The sequence below is a fragment of the Corallococcus sp. CA053C genome (assembly GCF_003611675.1).
Taxonomy (GTDB): Bacteria; Myxococcota; Myxococcia; order Myxococcales; family Myxococcaceae; genus Corallococcus.
Map to the genome: position 1 here is coordinate 24249 of NZ_RAWA01000016.1, position 17102 is coordinate 41350.

Below are 17102 nucleotides of genomic sequence, written 5' to 3' on the forward strand. Positions count from 1 at the left end.
TCATGGCCGTACCCCTGACACTCAAGGTCTTCAAGGGCGACACGCTGGTCGCCTCCAAGGACTACGAGCGCGACATCATCAAGATTGGTCGTCTGTCTTCCGCGCACCTGTGCCTGGAGGACGACAAGGTCAGCCGCATCCACTCCGTCATCGAGGTCGCGGGCGACGGCTCCATGTCCATCATCGACATGGGCAGCGTCGAAGGCACCTACGTCAACGGCAAGCGCGTCAACAAGGGGCAGGTCTCCTTCGGTGACGAGGTCCGCGTGGGCGGCACCACCATCCGCCTGGAGAACCCGGCCGCCGTCGCCGCGGTGAACCTGGCTGCCGCCGTCGCGCAGGCGGACGCGCCCACCGACAAGAACACCACCGTGGCCCCCGTGGCCGGCGCTTCCGCCGCCGCCATCGCGCAGGCCGTGGCCGCCCCGGCCGCCGTCGCTGTCGCCCCTGTGACGGCGCCCGTCGCCGCGCCCCGTCCTCCAGCCCCCGCCGCGATGGATGCTTCGGTCGCGCCCACGCAGAAGCACGCCGTGGTGCCCGCCGCCGACCAGGCGCCGGAGGCCCCTGCCGAGGACGACGACGCGCCGCGTGTCCGCACCGTGCGCCGCACCAAGTCCAGCGGGCCGCAGGGCGTGTCGCTGCGCCTGCTCTGGGGTGATCAGCGCGTGGGCGAGTTCTTCGTGGCTCCGGGCCAGAAGAAGGGCTTCACGGTCGGCTCCGCCAAGGGCGTGGACTTCGTGATGGGCGACGCGAAGCTGGGCGGCCCGTCCTTCGAGGTGCTGCGCACCGACGGCCAGTCCTTCTCCGTGCGCTTCGCGCGCAAGATGAAGGGCGAGCTCACCCGCAAGGGCCAGACGTTGGACCTGGAAGCCGTCATCGAGTCGGGCAAGGCGTCCAACGAGGGCGAGTCCTACGCCGTCACGCTGGAGGCCGACGACTTCTTCTGGGTGGACCTGGGCGGCGTCACGCTGGAGGCGCAGTTCCAGCCGGTGCCCAAGCGCGTCGTCGTTCCCGTGGGCGAGAACCTCGACTACACGGCGCTCAACATCTTCCTGGTGATGTTCTTCATCGCCACCGCGTTCGTCATCCACTCGATGAACAGCAGCGGGGAAGGGGATGAGTACGCGGACGAGCTCGCGGGCAATGACGCGCGCATCGCGAAGCTGATCATCAAGCCTCCGGAGACCCAGAAGAACAAGTTCCTGGAGAAGCTGAACCAGCAGAAGGAGAAGAAGTCGGGCGAGATGGCCCAGAAGTCCCGCGGCGACGAAGGCCAGATGGGCAAGAAGGACGCGCCCAAGGCCAACAACCGCACCGCCCCCAAGGGCGACCCGAACAAGAAGGACGAGGCGCGCGCCCTCACCGCGAAGATCTTCGGCGGCGGCAAGGGCGGCATCTCCACCATCTTCGGCAAGTCCGGCCTCGGCGGTGAGCTCAAGAGCGCCATGGGCAACATGTTCGGCGCCAAGGCGGGCGACGCGGGCGGCTTCGGCGGCCTGGGTCTGCGCGGCAGCGGCGGCGGTGGCGGCGGCACCGGTGACAGCATCGGCATCGGCGGCATCGGCACCAAGGGTCGTGGCGGCGGTAGCGGCAGCTACGGCACCGGCGTGGGCACGCTCGGCGGCAAGCAGAGCGTGGACGTGGGCATCACGTCCTCGGATCCGGAGGTCATGGGTTCGCTGGACAAGGAGCTCATCCGCCAGGTCATCCAGCGCAACCGCGGGCAGATCCGCTACTGCTACGAGAGCCTGCTCAACCGCTTCCCCAAGCTGGGCGGCAAGGTGTCCGTGAAGTTCATCATCAGCGCCACGGGCTCGGTGGCCACGTCCAACGTCGCGCAGTCCACGGCGGGCAACTCGGACCTGGAGACCTGCGTCGCGGGCCGCGTGCGCACCTGGAAGTTCCCGGAGCCCAAGGGTGGCGGCTCCGTGATCGTCACCTACCCGTTCATCTTCAAGCAGGCCGGCGACTGACCTAGACTCGCATCCCGCAGCTTTCCGTTCCTCGCGGGCGGCCCTGGCGACAGGGCTGCCCGCTTCTTCACTTCCTCCTCCCGTCCCCGCGGGAGTCCTGCCCCCCCAGGCTGCCTTCCATGCAGAAAGTCCTTGCTCCTCTCGTCCTGTGCGCCACCTTCCTCCTTCCCGGGGTATCGGGCGCGCAGGAGACTCCCAGTGCCGGGTCCCCCGCGATGCAGGACCGGCCCGCGGTGACCTTCGACGAGGTCGAGCGCGGTGTGTACTTCGCGGTGTACGGCGGCCCCTCGTGGATCGCCAACCCTCCCGCGTCGTCGGGCCCCCGGCCCTTCTCGTCCGGCCAGTTCGCCCAGGTGGAGCTGGGCGTCGACCTGGGGGAGCGCCTGTCGCTGGGCGTCTTCTTCATGGGCTCGGTGAACCGCGCGGGCGCCGAGTACGTCGGCGACTCGCAGGGCGCGGCCTCCGGTGACTTCTCCATGATGACGCCGGGCGCGGTGCTGCGCGCCCGCCTGGTGGGCTTCGCGGACAGCCAGGAGGTCAAGCGCACGTGGATCTACGCCCGCGCCGGCGTGGGCTACGCGATGTTCTCTCCCAAGAAGCTCCTCCCGGATTCCGACATTCTTGTGTTTGCCGGGCCCGGAGTGGAGTACTACACGCGGCTGCGCCACTTCTCGGTGGGGCTGGAGGTCACGGGGAACTACCTCGCCTCCAAGGGCGCCTTCGGGTTCGCGGTCGCGCCCAACATTCGCTACGCGTTCTAGCGGGAGATTCACGTGGCTCAGGAGAATGGAAGCGGTGGATCGCGTCCGGGTGGACGTGGTCCAGGTGGGGGCGCGCCGGGTCAGGGGCCTCGCCGTGACGGGCCGGGTGGATTCGGCGGTCGTGGTGGTGGTCCAGGCGGTCCAGGCGGTGGCCGTGGTGGTGGCGAAGGGCGCGGGCGGGGCGAAGGCCGAGGCCGCGACCGTGATGCCGGTCCGGTGGGTCCGGGCCAGCGCGTCATCGCCGAGCTGAGCGTCCTGGAGAAGGCGCTCTCCAAGAACGATTTCGCGGCGGAGAAGGGTCCGCTGGAGGCCATCGTCCGCTCGCTGCGGCCCATGAACCTCAAGTCGCTGGACGACCTGGACCTCAACACGCGCGGGCGCCTCATCACCACGCTCCTGCGCGTGCAGCGTCAGCCCAAGCCGGCCCTGCCGGAAGCGGGCGCGGCGGCTCCGGAAGCGTCGGCGTCGACGGAAGGCGCCGAGTCCGCTGCTCCCTCCGAGGCTCCGGCCGCGGAAGGCGAGGGCGCTGCTCCGGCCGAGGGTGGCACGCCCGCCGAGGCGGCTCCCGCGGCTCCGGCCGAGGATCCCGCGAAGGCGAAGCACGCGGCCTGGCTGGACGTGATGACGCTGGTGGGCCGTGTCTGGCGCGCCGCGGGTGATCGCGAGCGTTCCCAGGCGGCCTTCACCCTCAGCGGTCGCGAGCCGACCCCGGAGCCCGAGGCGCCTGCCCGGAGCGAGGCGCCGCGCGAGCGGTCCGAGCGTCCGGAGCGGGGCGGCCCTGGCGAGCGCCGGGAGCGTTCCGACCGTCCTCCGCGCACAGAGCGTCCGGAGCGTGGTGCCGCCGGTGAGCGGCGCGAGCGTCCGCCCCGGGCCGAGCGCCCGGAGCGCGCCGACCGTCCTCCCCGCGGTGAGCGCCCCGAGCGCGCGCCGATGCCGGAGCTGACGGGCGACTGGAAGGAGCAGGCGACGCAGCTGGAGGCCATGGGCCGCACGCGCGACGCCGCGCGTCTCCACGAGCGCAACAACGGCTTCGCGGACGCCACCCGCCTGTTCGAGGCGGGCGGGGACCTGAAGAGCGCGCTGCGCACGGCGCTGGCCGGGCAGGACAACGACGCGGCCCGTCGCCTCGTCGGCACGCTGCCGCCGGATCAGATTGGCCCCACGCTGGAGAAGGCGGGCGCGTACGAGCTCCTCATGGAGCACTACGTCGCCAAGGCCGACTTCGAGAACGTCGCCCGCCTGTACGAGCGCGCGCGTCAGTTCGACCAGGCGGCCCTCGCGTACGAGCGCGCCAACAAGCTGACCCTGGCGCGCAAGGCGTACGAGCGCGCCCGGGACCTGCCGAGCGCCAACCGCATCCGGGGCCTGGAGGTGAAGGCCCTGGTGGAGCGTGGCGACCGGCTGGGCGCGGCGACCCTGCTGGTGGCCGTGGGCCAGCGGCGCGAAGCGGTGGAGGTGCTGAGCCCCCTGCCGCCGCCCAAGGCGTTCCACTTCATGCAGCGGCTCACCCTCGAGGACGAGGCCAAGGAGCTCGCGCAGCGCGAGCTGGCCCGCGCCGAACAGGAGCAGAAGCCCGCCGGCCGTGCCCGGTGGCTGGAGCTCCTGGGTGACACGGCCGCCGCCGCGGAGACGTGGACGCAGGCGGGCCGCAAGGACAAGGCCCTGCCGCTGTACGAGAAGCTCGGGGACCTGCCCCGCGCCGCGCAGTTCGCGGAAGAGCTTCAGCAGCGTGAGAAGGCCATCGCCCTGTACACGCAGCTCAACGACAGCGCGGGCCTGGAGCGGGCGAAGGCCCTCCCCGAGGCTCCTGCGACGCCTCCCCCGGGCGCGGCGGGCGACAAGTCGGAAGCCGGTGAAGATGCGGACGGCGCGGATGGCGCGGCGACGTCGGCGGAAAATGCTTCCTCGGCTGGCGAGCAAGAAAGCCAATAAATCCCATCGGTTGACGGGTTTTGCGCGATTGCCCGGGGGCGCCCGCGGCCGGTACACTCCGGCCGCTGGCGCCCTCGTTTCATTCACCCCCCTGGCCCCCGAGCATCATGGAACTGCCTTCCACCCCCGCGCGTCCCACGCTGCGTGTGACCGATGACCGCACCTTCGTCGAGACCGAAGCGGCCCTGGAGAAAACAGGCCGGGTCGAGGAGCTGATCCGCCTGTACGAGGGACGCTCGCGGGATGTGCCCACGGAAGAGGCGGCGCGACTCTTGTGCCGTGCGGCGGAGCTCGCGCACGAGCGGCAGCGCAACGCGCCTCGCGCGGAGGATCTGCTCAAGCGCGCGCTGCTGGTGGCGAAGGATCCGATGCCCGCGTTGCGCGGGCTCAAGCGGCTGCATGAGATCCGTCAGGACTCGGCGTCGCTGGTGGACGTGCTGGAGCGGCTGGGCGCCGCCACCCAGGGCGAGGAGAGCGCGGGCCACTACCTGAAGGCCGCGGACCTCTACGAGCAGAAGCTCTTCCGCCGCGACCGCGCGGTGCTGTGCCTGCAGCGCGCGGCGAGGGTGAAGCCGGACCGCGCGACGTTCCGGCGCGTGCGGCAGTTGTTGCTGAGCGAGGAGCGCTTCCAGCCGGCCTTCGAGGCGCTGCAGCGGGAGCGCGCGGCGCTGGGCGATGCGGGCATGGCGGAAGAGTACGCCGCGCTCGCGGAGCGGTTGGTGGACGACCCCACCGAGCACGTGCTGGCGCAGCAGGTGCTGGACGTGGCGCGGGAGCTGGATCCGCAGAACGCGCGCGCGGAGAAGGCCACCCGCGCGATGCAGCGGTTCGAGCAGGTGTGGCGCGACAAGGTGCGCATGCTGCGCGGCATGTCGCTGGAAGAGCGCGACCGCAAGAGCGCTGCGCGCCTGTCGCTGCTCGTGGCGAAGCTGTTCGCCTGGTACGAGCCGACGGCCGCCGGCAAGGTGAAGGAGGCGCTGGACCGCTGCTTCCTGTTGTGGCCGGGCATGCCCGAAGCGCTCACGCTCATCGAGCGGATGGCGGAGCGCGCGGGAGACCACGCGCCGGCCATCACGCAGTTGGAGGCGATGGCGGGCGAGGCGCGCGACCGGACGGCGCAGGTGGACCTGTGGCTGCGCGTGGGCACGCTCAAGCTGGGGCGGATGAACGACGCGGCCGGGGCGCTGGCCGCTTTCGAGAAGGCCGTGGCGGCGGATGCCTCGCGCGCGGACGCGGCGAGCCTCGCGGCGGAGCTGATGCTGGGCCAGGAGCGCTACCTGGAAGCGGTGGCCACGCTGGAGCGCTACCTGGGCACGGTGAAGGACCGCGCGCAGCAGGCGAGCCTGCGGCTGCGGTTGGCGGACCTGTGCATGCAGCAGTTGAAGGATCCGGAGGCGGCGCGCGAGCACCTGGAGGCGGCGCTGAAGCTGGAACCCACCAACGCGCTCGCGGCCTTCCAGCTGTCGCGCCTGTTGGCGGAGGACGAGAAGCTGGACCAGGTGCTGCCGCTCCTGGAGCTGGCGATGCTCGCCCCGCGTCCGCGCGCCGAGCGCGTGGCGTTCTGCGAGGCGCTGGCGCTGATGTTCGAGGAGCAGGAGAACGCGCGCGGCGCCTTCGAGGTCCTGGCGCGCGCGCTGGAGCTGGAGCCGGGGCGGCCGCTCCTGCTCAACACGGTGGTGGAGCACGCGGAGAAGGCCAACGCGCAGCCGGCGCTGGCCCATGCCCTGCTGCGCGCGGCGCAGGCGGCGGCGCCTCCGGCGGTGGCGGTGGCGCTGTGGCGGCACCTGGCGCAGCTGCTCCAGGGCCCGCTGGCGGATCCCGTGCGCGCGGAGGCCGCGTGGCGCGAGGTGCTCTCGCGCGTGCCGGGAGACTCGGTGGCGAGCGAGGCCGTGAAGTCGCTGCAGGCGGCCGCGGCGCTGGCGGATGATCCGAAGACGCGGTTGGAGACGGACATCGCGAGGCGCGAGGCGTCGGGCGCGTCCCCGGAGGAGCTGGAAGCGCTCGTGCGCCAGTGGGTGCAGCTCGCGCCCGAGGATGCGAGCGCGGTGCAGCGCCTCCAGGCGCTGTGCGTGGCGCTGTCGAAGTTCGAGGAGGCCGCGTCCCTGGCGGCGAAGCTCGCGACGCTCGCCGAGTCCCAGCTCGAGCGCAACGAGTGGACCGCGCGGCAGGCGAAGCTGTACGCGGAGCGGCTGAACCGGCAGGAGGACGCAGCGGACCTGTTCCTGGGGCTGCTCGCGGAGAACGTGTCCACGGGCGTGGTGGTGGGCGGCCTGGAGCGGCTGGCGGCGGGTGGCGTGCGCACCTCCGCGCTGACCGAGGCCCTGGCGAACCACTACGGCCGCACGGGAGATCATCAGCGGCAGGTGGCCGCGCTCCAGCAGCAGCTGGACTCCACGACGGACGCGGCGACGCGCAAGCGGCTCTTGACGGTGCTGGCCAGCATCCACGAGAAGCAGCTCGCGGACAGCCGCGCCGCCTTCGACACGCGGCTGCGCATGGTGCGCGAGGAGCCCCGGGACGAAGCGGGGCGCGCGGAGACGGCACGCCTGGCGCGCGACCTGTCCGCCCACGCCGAGCTGGGCCGCGTGCTGCGCACGCTCGCCACCGAGGCCGAGGATCCGGCCCTGGCGGTGCAGCTGCTCTCCGAGGCGTCGGTGCTCGCGGAGGAGGGTGGGATGGCCGCGGAGGCCATCACCGCGTTGGAGGCCGCGCTGTCGCGTGCGCCCGAGGCGCCGCAGGTGCTCCAGCGCCTCGTGCGGTTGTACGGCCGCGCGGGCCGCTCGGCGGACGCGGAGACGCTGCTGCGCAAGCGCATCCACGCCACGCGCGGGCCGGAGCGTCTGGAGCTGTTGCTGCGCCTCGTGGAGCTCAACGTCGAGCTGGGCCGTCCCCTGGAGGCGGCCGAAGCGCTCCAGTCCGCCATCACCCACGGCGCGGAGGAGGGCCGGCACCTGCCGCGCCTCGCCGAGCTGTATGAGAAGGCCGGCATGAAGCGCGAGCTGGGGGACACCCTGGCGCGGATGATTGGCCTCGCGGAGACGGCCGGCGACGCGGATCACGTGTCGCGGCTGAAGCTGCGTCGCGCGCAGCTGCTGCAGGGCTCGCAGGACGGCAGCGCGGAGGCGGTGCAGAGCTACGGCGACCTGCTCCGTCAGCGCCCGTCGGATCCGGACGCGCTCGCGGCGCTGGAGGCGATGCTGGCCTCGGGCCCGTCGCGCGAGGCGGCGGCGCGGGCGCTGATCCCCGCGTACGAGCGCACCAAGGAGCACCGCAAGCTGGTGGCGACGCTGGACGTGCTCTCGGAAGTGGCGCGCGACGACGCCGGCCGGGTGCAGGCGCTGCGCTCCGCGGCCCAGGTGCACCTGGCGCACCTGCGGCAGCCGGAGCTGGCGTTTGCGTCGCTCGCACGGGCGATGCGCATGGCCCCGGCGGACGGGGGCCTGCGGGCCGCCGCGCGTCAGGCCGCGGAGGACGCGGACTCGCTCGACAGCTTCGCGGAGATCCTCGTCGAGCTGACGGAAGAGGGCGATGTCGGCCCGTCGCGCGCGGCGCTGCTGCGCGAACTGGCGGAGGTGCAGGAGAAGAAGCTCGATGACCGTCAGGGCGCGGTGAATGCCCTGCGCGCGCTGCTGGTGCTGGAGCCGGGCAACCTCGACACCCTGCGGGCGCTGCAGCGGTTGCACCGCGCAGGCGAGGAGTGGGCGGCGCTGGCGGAGGTGCTGGAGAAGCTGGCGGCCGCCTCGCAGGAGCCGGCGGATCAGCTCGTGTCGCTGCGCGAGGCCGCGCTGCTGCATGAGACGAAGCTCACCGACAAGGAGAGCGCCGCCGCCGCGTGGCGCGCCATCGCGGAGCGCGACCCCGCGCAGCGCGAGGCCGCCACCGCGTTGGACCGGCTCTACACGGACCTCGACCGCTCCAAGGACCTGGCGTGGACGCTCGCGCTGCGGCGCAACCAGGAGGGCCAGAGCCCGCAGGGCCGCGAAGTGTCCTTCCGCCTGGCGGAGCTGCTGCGCACGGAGCTGGACGACGCCAACGCGGCGCTGGGGCTCTACAAGCGCATCCTGACCGAGGACCCGGGGCATCCGGGCGCGCGCGCCGCGCTGGAGGCCTGGGTGAAGGCGGCGGTGCCCACGAGCGGGGCGGCGCTGGAGGTGCTGGACAAGGTGCTGGCGCAGGTGGGCGACCACGCCCGCCGGGTGGCGCTGCGCGAGACGCGGATGGAGTCCGCGCTCACGGTGGAGAAGATCATCCTCGCGGGGGAGATCCGCCGCATCTACGAGCGCGACATGCAGCAGCCGTCGCTCGCGTTCATGGCGGCGGTGAAGGCGTTCGCCAACGGCCTGGACCGCGAGGGCGTGCGGCCGGACCTGGAGCGGCTGGCGCGCGAGACGGGCAGCCACGAGGTGCTGGCGGAGATCTACGAGAGCGCCGCGGTGGACCTGACCTCCGGCGACCCGGTGGCGCTGGACATGCTGCGCCGCGCGGCGGAGCTGCGCGAGGGCCTGGATCAGCCCGAGGAGGCCACGCGCCTCTGGAAGAACCTCCTGTCGGACGCGCCGCAGGACCGTCAGGCGCTGGAGGCGCTGTCGCGGCTGTACGAGAAGGGCCAGAACGCGAAGAGCCTGTCGGAGGTCTACGCCCGCCAGGCGCAGCTCGCCACCGACCCGGAGACGCGGCTGGGCCTGCTGCTCAAGGCCGGTGAGGCCTACGCGAGCGCGGGCGAGGACACGAAGGCCATCGAGGCCCTGCGCTCCGCGCTCGCGCTGAGCAAGGTGCCCGAAGGGCTGCTGGCGCTCGACAAGCTGTACGCCAAGACGCGCCGCTTCGTGGAGCAGGCGGACGTGTTGGATCAGCTCGCCGAGCTGGCGCCGGATGAACCCGGGCGTCGCGCGTACCTGCTGCGGCGCGCGCAGCTGCTGGAGAAGGAAGTCGGTCCCTCCGAGGCGCTGCCGGTGTACCGCCGGCTGCTGGAGCTGTCGCCCGGCGACGGTCAGGTGGTGGCGGGTCTGGAGCGGCTGCTCGCGCACGACGGCCCCCGGCTGGAGGCGGCGCGCCTGCTGGAGCCCGTCTACCGCGGCCTCAACGACACGCGGAAGCTGGTGGACGTGCTGGAGGTGCTCCTGCCCGGAGTGCCGCCGGAGAAGCGCCTGGAGCGGCTGCAGGAGATCGCCATCCTGCGCGAGGGCCTGGGCCAGACGTCGCTCGCCTTCGTCGCGCGCCTGCGCGCCTTCAACGAGCTGCCGGCGGAAGCCAGCGTGCGCGACGAGCTGGAGCGGCTCGCGGCGGACTCGGGCTCCTTCGAGGAGGTGGCGGCGGCCTACGAGGATCAGCTGGAGCGCGACCCCGCGGAGCCCCTGGCGGGCGACCTGTGGCGGCGGCTCGCGGCCATCTACGACAACCGCCTGAAGCGCTACGACCTGGCGGTGCGCGCGCTGGAGCAGGTGAGCCGGCGCGACCCGATGAACAAGACGGTGCTGGAGGCCATCGCCCGCGTGCATCGCCGCACGGGCGCGCACCGGGAGCTGGCGCTCGTCATGCGCCGGCAGGTGGCCGCGGAGCCGACCCCCGCCTCGCAGGTGAACCTGCTCTTCGAACTGGCGCACCTGGCCGAGGAGACGCTGGCGGACAAGTCGCTCGCCGCGCAGGCGTACCGTGAGGTGCTGGAGCGCCGTCCGGAGAACGCCAACGCGCTGAAGCTGCTGGGCCGCGTGCTCGCGGACATGGAGCGTTGGGCGGAACTCGCGCAGCACGTCGAGCGCGAGATCCAGATGGCGGATGCGCGCGACGCGCAGGAAGAGGCGTCCGACCTGCGGGTGCGCCTGGGCCGGCTGAAGGTCTCGCGCCTGGATGATCCGCGCGGCGCGCTGGAGCTGTACCAGGCCGTCCTCGCGCGGCGCGCCGGCCATCCGGGTGCGGTGGGCGCGCTGGAGGAGCTGGCGCGCTCGGAGAGCCCGCTGCGAGGCGCGGCGGCGAGCGCGCTGGAGCCTGTCTTCGCGTCGGTGGGCAACCACCTGAAGCAGGTGGAGATGCTGGAGTCGCGCGCCTCCGCGGAGGCCGTGCCACAGGAGCGGGCCGCGCTCCTGCGCCGCATCTCGGAGATCTACTCCACCGCGCTGGAGAACGCGGAGATGGCGTTCCTCTCCGCCACGCGTGCGCTGCGCGAGCTGCCGGAGGATCCGCGCTCGCTGGAGCTGTGCGTCTCGCTGGTGGACAAGGCGGAGGCCCCGGAGGAGCTGTGCGCGGTGCTGATGGAGGTCGCGCCCAAGGCCGGTGACGCCGCGCGCGCGGAGCTGTACCGCACGCTCGCGAGGCTGCAGGTGGACCTGGGCGAGCCGGCCGAGGCGCTGGCGTCCTGGAAGCGCGTCCTGGAGCTCAAGCCCACGGACCACGAGGCGCTGGATGGCACGGCGCGCCTGGTGGCGTCGCAGGGCCGTCCGTCGGAGCTGTTGGAAGTGCTGCGCCGTCAGCTCGCGCTGTCGGAGGAGCCGGCGCGTCGCGCCACGGTGCTCTTCCAGATTGGCGCGTTGCAGGAGGAGCAGCTCAAGGACACGCTGGGCGCACTGGCCACGTTCCGGCGCCTGCTGGAGCTCAAGCCGGATGACGCCGCCGCGCTCGCGCGGATGGAAGCGCTCTGCCAGAAGCAGGAGCGCTGGCCGGAGCTCGCGGACGTCCTCGCGCGCCGCATCGCGCTGATGCCGACGGAGGAGGGACTGGAGCTGAAGTTCCGCCTCGCGACGGTGCGCGAGTCCAAGCTGCTCGACAAGGTGGGCGCGCTGGCGCTGTACAGCGAAGTGCTGGCGGTGCAGCCCAACCACCCGGGCGCGGTGGCCCGCATGGAAGCGCTGGTGGCGCGTGAGCCCCAGAACCTGCTCGCGGTGGAGACGCTGCTGCGCGCCTTCCGCGCGAGTGGTGACGTCGCGCGGCTGGCGCAGCTGATTGAAACGCGCGTGGGCGTGTCCCCGGACTCGGTCGAGCGCAAGCAGCTGCTCGGCGAGCTGGCCACGCTGCGCGAGACGCAGGGCGAAGGCGAGCTGGCCTTCCTCGCGCTCTACCGTGGCTTCAAGGAGGACCCGAACGACGCGGAGGTCCGCAGCCGCCTGGAGAACGCCACCGACGTCGCGGGCAGCTACGACGAGCTGGTGGTGCTCTACGAAGAAGCCCTGCCGCGCATCGCCGAAGCCGCCGACGCGGCCCAGGTGTGCCTCAAGCTGGGCCAGTTGCTGGAGACGCGGCTGCGCGATCCCGACCGCGCGGTGTCCTACTTCGAGCGTGCGCGCACGTTGCACGCCTCGGTGCAGGAGCGCTCGCTCGTCGCGCTGGACCGCCTCTACCTGCACCTGGAGGCGTGGCCGGAGCTGGCCGGTGTGCTGGAGGCGCTGGCGACCGGCGCGACCACGACCGCGGACAAGCTGGGCTTCCTCTTCCGCCTGGGGCAGCTCTACCAGGAGCGGCTGGACAGCCCGGACCGCGCGGCGAGCGCCTACGAGGCCATCCTCGCGCTGGAGCCCGGACACCTCGCCTCGGCGCGACTGCTGGAGGGCATCTACGAGGGCGCGGGTGCGTCCGAGAAGCTCTACGCCATCCTGAAGCTCCAGGCGGACAAGGTCGTCGGCAGCGAGCGCGACCGCGTGCTCGGCAAGATGGCGCAGGTGTCGGCCGAAGGGCTGTCGGACCTGGGCCGCTCCATCGACCTGTACCGCGAGCTGCTGACGAAGAACCCGCGCAACGAGCAGGTCTTCTCCGCGCTCGAGTCGCTGTACGAGCGCGCCAACCGTCCGCAGGACCTGCGCGAGCTGCTGGAAGGCCGGCTCGCCCTCACGCTCGACCCGCGCGAGGTGGTGCGCCTCAACGAGCGGCTGGGCCGCGTGGTGTACCGGTTGCTCAAGCAGCCGGACGCGGCGGTGCCGTACTTCAAGGCCGCGCTGGACCGCGACGCGCGCCACCGCGGCGTGCTGGACACGCTGCGTGAGCTGTACGACGAGACGGGCCAGCGCGAGGAGCTGGTGGGCGTGCTGCGCCGCCTGGTCCCGCTGCAGGAGAACAGCGAGGGTGTGAAGGCGCTGCGCCTGCGGCTGGCCGAGGTGCTCGCGGGCATGGGCCGGCGCGAGGAGTCGCTGGACGCGGCCCGCCGCGCGCTGGAAGTCGAACCGCACATCGTCTCCGACCTGGAGCGCGTCTACGCGCTGTCCGTGTCGCTGCGCGCGTGGAACGACGCGGTGCGAGCCCTGGAGCTCAAGGTCCAGGTGCACCTGCAGACCGATGAGCGCGACCCGGCCATCGCCGCGTACTTCACGGTCGCGGAGCTGTGGGAAGGGCAGGGCGGCAAGCCCGAGCTCTCCGCGGGCGCGCTGGAGAAGGTGCTGGAGCTGGATCCGGCGAACCGCACCGCCTACGAGCGCGTGTGCACGCTGTACCGGACGCACAACGACTGGCGTGCGTACGCGACGGTGATGGACCGCTACATGCCAAACCTCGTCACCGACGAGGAGAAGCTTGCGGCCCTTCGCGAGATCGCCCGCGTGCAGGAAGAGCGCCTGGGCCAGAAGGACGTGGCGTTCCTGGCCCTGTGCCGCGCGCTGCAGCTGGACGCGACGGAGGACGGGCTGCGCGAGGAGGTGGAGCGCCTCGCGGACGAGACGGGCAGCCACGAGGAGCTGGCGGCCGTCTACGAAGAGGTCGCGGACGAGCTGCCGCGCGGACCGCTCGCCGAGCGGCTGTACGCCACGCTCGCGCGCATCCACGACACGCGCCTGGATGATCCGCAGGCGGCCGAGGCCGCGTTCCGGAAGATCCTCGAGTTCGACCCCACCAACGCCACCGCGCTGGACGGGCTGGCGGCGGTGTTCCAGCGGCGCGGCCGGGACCGCGAGTACGTCGTCGCGCTGGAGCAGAAGCTGGAGGCGGCGGGCTCCATCGAGGCGCGCAAGGGCATCCTCAAGGAGATCGCCCGCGTCTGGGACGAGACGCTGGAGGACCCCACCGAGGCGGCCAGCGCCCTGCTGCGCGCGCTGGAGCTGGAGCCGGATCAGGAGACGCTCGGCGTCCTCACGCAGCTCTACCGGCGAGGCGGGGCCCACCGCGACGTGGCCATGACGCTGCTGCGGGCGCGAGACCTCGCGTCCTCCGCCGAGGAGCGTGCGCGCATCCAGGTGGAAGTCGCGACCGTCTACGAGCGCGACCTCAAGGACGACGAGTCCGCGGTATCCGCGTTCCGGATGGCGCTGGAGTTCGACCCGGTCAACCGCGAGGCGCTGGAGTCGTTGGAGCGGCTTCACATCCGGTTGGATCATCCGGCGGATCTGCTCGCCATCTACGAGCGGATGCTGGAGCTGAGCCAGGACTACCGCGAGAAGGTCCGCGTCCTCTTCCGCAGCGCGACCATCTGGGAGGACACGTACCAGAACCCGGCCAACGCCGACGCGTGCGTGGAGGGCGTGCTCTCCATCGACCCGCAGAACGTGCCGGCCATCAAGTCCCTCATCCGGCTGCGCCGCACGCAGGGCCGGTGGGAGGACCTCATCTCCGCGTACGAGCGCCAGCTCGCGCTCGCCACGAGTCCGCAGGAGCAGGCGGAGCTGTACGTGGAGATCGGCAACGTCCAGTACCAGCAGCTCAAGGTGGTGGACCGCGCTGTGAACAGCTACCACGCGGCGCTCGCCACGGACCCCGAGTCCCGTCAGGCATTGCACGCCCTGGGCAACCTCTACGAGCGCAGCGGCAACTGGCCCTTCGCGCTGGAGATGCTGCAGAAGGAAGCGCAGGTCGTCGGCACGGACCCGGTGGCGGTGGAGCTGTGGCACCGGCTGGGGAAGATCAACGAGGACATGCTGTCGGACATGGCCAGCGCGCGCACCGCGTACCAGCAGGCGCTCGCCATTGATCCGGGCCACCTGCCCACCATCCGCGCCCTCAAGGGCATCCAGGAGCAGGAGAAGGACTGGGGCGGCTACGAGCAGACGCTGCTGCAGGAGGCGCAGCAGACGGAGGACCCGGCCGCCAAGGGCCGCGCCCTGCTAGACGTCGCGCGCTACCACGCGGAGACGCGCGAGGACCGCGAGACGGCCACCCACTATTGGGAAGAGGCCCTCAAGCACATCCCGGACAGCCTGGAGGCGGCGCGCCCGCTGGCGGACGTCTACATCGCGCGGGAGGACTGGTCGTCGGCGGAGCGGATGCTCGACATCGTCACGCGCAAGATGGCGGAGAAGGCCATGGCGGAGAAGGACGCCGCCATCGCCCAGGACCTCTGCCGCCAGCTCTACCGGCTGGGCTACGTGACGGAGAAGCTGGGCCGGCGCGACAAGGCACTCAGCTCGTACGAGAAGGCCTACGGCCTGGATGCCACGTACCTTCCGGCGCTCGAGGGCTACGGCAACCTGCTCGTGCAGGCGAAGCGGTACGAGGACGCGCTCAAGGTCTTCCAGACCATCCTCATCCACCACCGCGAGGAGCTGACGGACCTGGAGGTCGTGGAGGTCTACTGGCAGCTGGGTGACGTGCACGCCGCGCTCGGCCAGGCGGACCGCGCGCAGAACCACTTCGAGAAGGCGCTCGCCATCGACCCGCAGCACGAGCCGACGCTGCGCGCGCTGGTGACGCTGATGGACAAGGCGGGCCGCTACGAGAAGTCCGCGGAGCTGCGCCAGGAACTCGTCAACAGCCTGGAGGGCGAGGCGAAGGTCAAGGTCTACCTGGAGCTGGGGCGCATCGCGCGCGACGAGCTGCACGACCCGTACATGGCCATCGACGCGTTCAGCGGCGCCCTCAAGACGCAGCCGGAGGCGCCGGAGGTGATGGACGCGCTCTACCGGCTGCTGCGCGAGACGCGTCAGGGCCAGAAGGCCGCGGACGTGCTGGGCCGCATGCTGGCGCTGCCCGCGCTCACGTCGGAGCCGCACAAGGCCAAGCGCGTGTGGTTCGCGCTCGGCGAGATCCGCCGCGACGAGCTGAAGGACGTGGAGGGCGCGACGCAGGCCTTCAACGCCGCGCTCGACCTGGATCACCGCTTCGTGGAGGCCTTCAGCGCGCTGGAGGCGCTGCTCGGCGGCGCGCGCCAGTGGAAGGTGCTGGAGGAGAACTACACGCGCATGCTCTCGCGTCTGCCCAAGACGCCGGACACGCACCCGGCCCGCATGACGCTGTGGCGCGCGTTGGGGGACCTGTACCTCCAGGTGCTCAAGCACCCGGAGGGCGCGGTGGCCGCCTACGGCGTCGCGGCGAAGGGCATGCCGGATGATCCGGTCATCCAGGAGACGTTCGCGGAGGTCGCGGGCCAGATGCCGGGCCGCGAGGAAGAGGCCATCGTGGCGCTGCGCCGCGCGCTGCCGAACACAGAGAACCCGCGCAAGGTGGTGGGTCACCTGGTGCGGCTGTCCGCGGTGCGCAAGGACTACGACGCCGCGTGGCTCGCGGCCCAGGCGGTGTCCGGGCTCCTGGGCGAAGCCGGGGAGGACGAGCAGGAGATCCTCACCAAGCTGGGGCCCTACGCGAAGAAGAAGGAGCTGGCCCAGCGTCCGCTGACGGACCGGCTGTGGCAGACGGCGCTCTTCCACCCGAAGGTGCGCGGGCCGCTGTCGGAGCTGCTGGGGCTGCTCTTCGAGAAGGCGGGACACCTGTACGCGGTGCCCTTCCCGCAGTACCAGCTCGTCCCCAAGCGCCACCGCATCGACGTGGCGACGGCGCAGGAGTACCACGTCAACCACTACCGCTACGTCGCGCGGCTCTTCGGCATGGAGGCGGTGGAGCTGTACTCGCCGTTCCTCGTGGCGACGCGCGAGCGGCTGGCGAAGCGCTCCAACGAACCGGCCCCCGAGCCGCTCGTGAACGTGGACCTGCTCCAGACGCATCCCGCGTGCGTGCGTGTGGGTGGGAAGTACTTCGCGGAGCAGGGACAGAAGGAGGTGTACTACCTCCTGGGCAGGACGCTGGCCCTGGCCCGTCCGGAGCTGGCGTTCAGCCAGCGCGTCGCGCCCGAGCGGCTGGAGGCCGTGGTGCAGGCGGCGCTCAGCCTGGTGGTGGGCAACGTGCGCTTCACGGTGGATCCGCGGCTGGTGGACGCCGAGCGGCAGCTGCTCCAGAAGAGCCTGAGCGAGCCCGACCGGGCCGCCCTGGCGAAGGTCGCGCGGGCCTACCTGCCCAACGCGACGCCGCAGGATGTGCGCACCTGGCTGGAGGGGGCGGAGCTCACCGCGTCGCGAGCGGGCCTCTTCGCCGCGGGCGAGCTGGAGCCGGTGCGCCGCATGGTCCAGGGCGAGACGGGGTCGTCGTTCCGCGTCGCGTCCCGCACCAAGCTGCGGGAGTTGCTGGTGTTCGCGACCTCCGAGGACCTCCACGAGCTGCGTGTGGCCGTTGGCACACACGTGGAAGTGCAGGCTCGAAAGTAGGGCCCTCAGACCGACGCGAGGGTTCACGCGTTGAAAGCAGGCGGGCGTTCAAG

The 17102-nt window shown here is 72.0% G+C and carries 5 protein-coding genes; all 5 read left to right on the forward strand.

The features are described 5' to 3' along the window. Positions 1-2: 2 nt before the first annotated feature. The 5 genes from gltG (at position 3) to D7V97_RS03775 (ending at position 17049) form a co-directional block, all read left to right on the forward strand. The gene (gltG, locus tag D7V97_RS03755; RefSeq protein ID WP_120609200.1) at positions 3-1973 is read left to right on the forward strand and encodes an adventurous gliding motility protein GltG; all 1971 of its coding nucleotides are present in this window, start codon (positions 3-5) and stop codon (positions 1971-1973) included. Between the two features lie 119 nt (positions 1974-2092). Further along, complete coding sequence (cglE, locus tag D7V97_RS03760) at positions 2093-2734, forward strand: adventurous gliding motility protein CglE (RefSeq protein WP_120609201.1); 642 nt, start codon at positions 2093-2095, stop codon at positions 2732-2734. A 34-nt stretch (positions 2735-2768) separates the two neighbouring features. Beyond that, positions 2769-2984, forward strand: a complete 216-nt coding sequence (locus tag D7V97_RS46595; protein ID WP_158623260.1) for a hypothetical protein — start codon at positions 2769-2771, stop codon at positions 2982-2984. Beyond that, the gene (locus D7V97_RS03770) at positions 2951-4666 is read left to right on the forward strand and encodes a lipopolysaccharide assembly protein LapB (protein ID WP_120609217.1); all 1716 of its coding nucleotides are present in this window, start codon (positions 2951-2953) and stop codon (positions 4664-4666) included. The genes D7V97_RS46595 and D7V97_RS03770 overlap by 34 nt, the downstream gene beginning before the upstream one ends. Before the next feature lie 107 nt (positions 4667-4773). Further along, positions 4774-17049, forward strand: a complete 12276-nt coding sequence (locus D7V97_RS03775) for a tetratricopeptide repeat protein (protein ID WP_120609202.1) — start codon at positions 4774-4776, stop codon at positions 17047-17049. The last annotated feature ends 53 nt before the right edge of the window (positions 17050-17102 follow it).

Coding starts and splice junctions, on each gene's coding strand:
- D7V97_RS03775 (WP_120609202.1), top strand. CDS start 4,774: ATGGAACTGCCTTCCACCCCCGCGCGTCCCACGCTGCGTGTGACCGAT.
- cglE (WP_120609201.1), top strand. CDS start 2,093: ATGCAGAAAGTCCTTGCTCCTCTCGTCCTGTGCGCCACCTTCCTCCTT.
- gltG (WP_120609200.1), top strand. CDS start 3: ATGGCCGTACCCCTGACACTCAAGGTCTTCAAGGGCGACACGCTGGTC.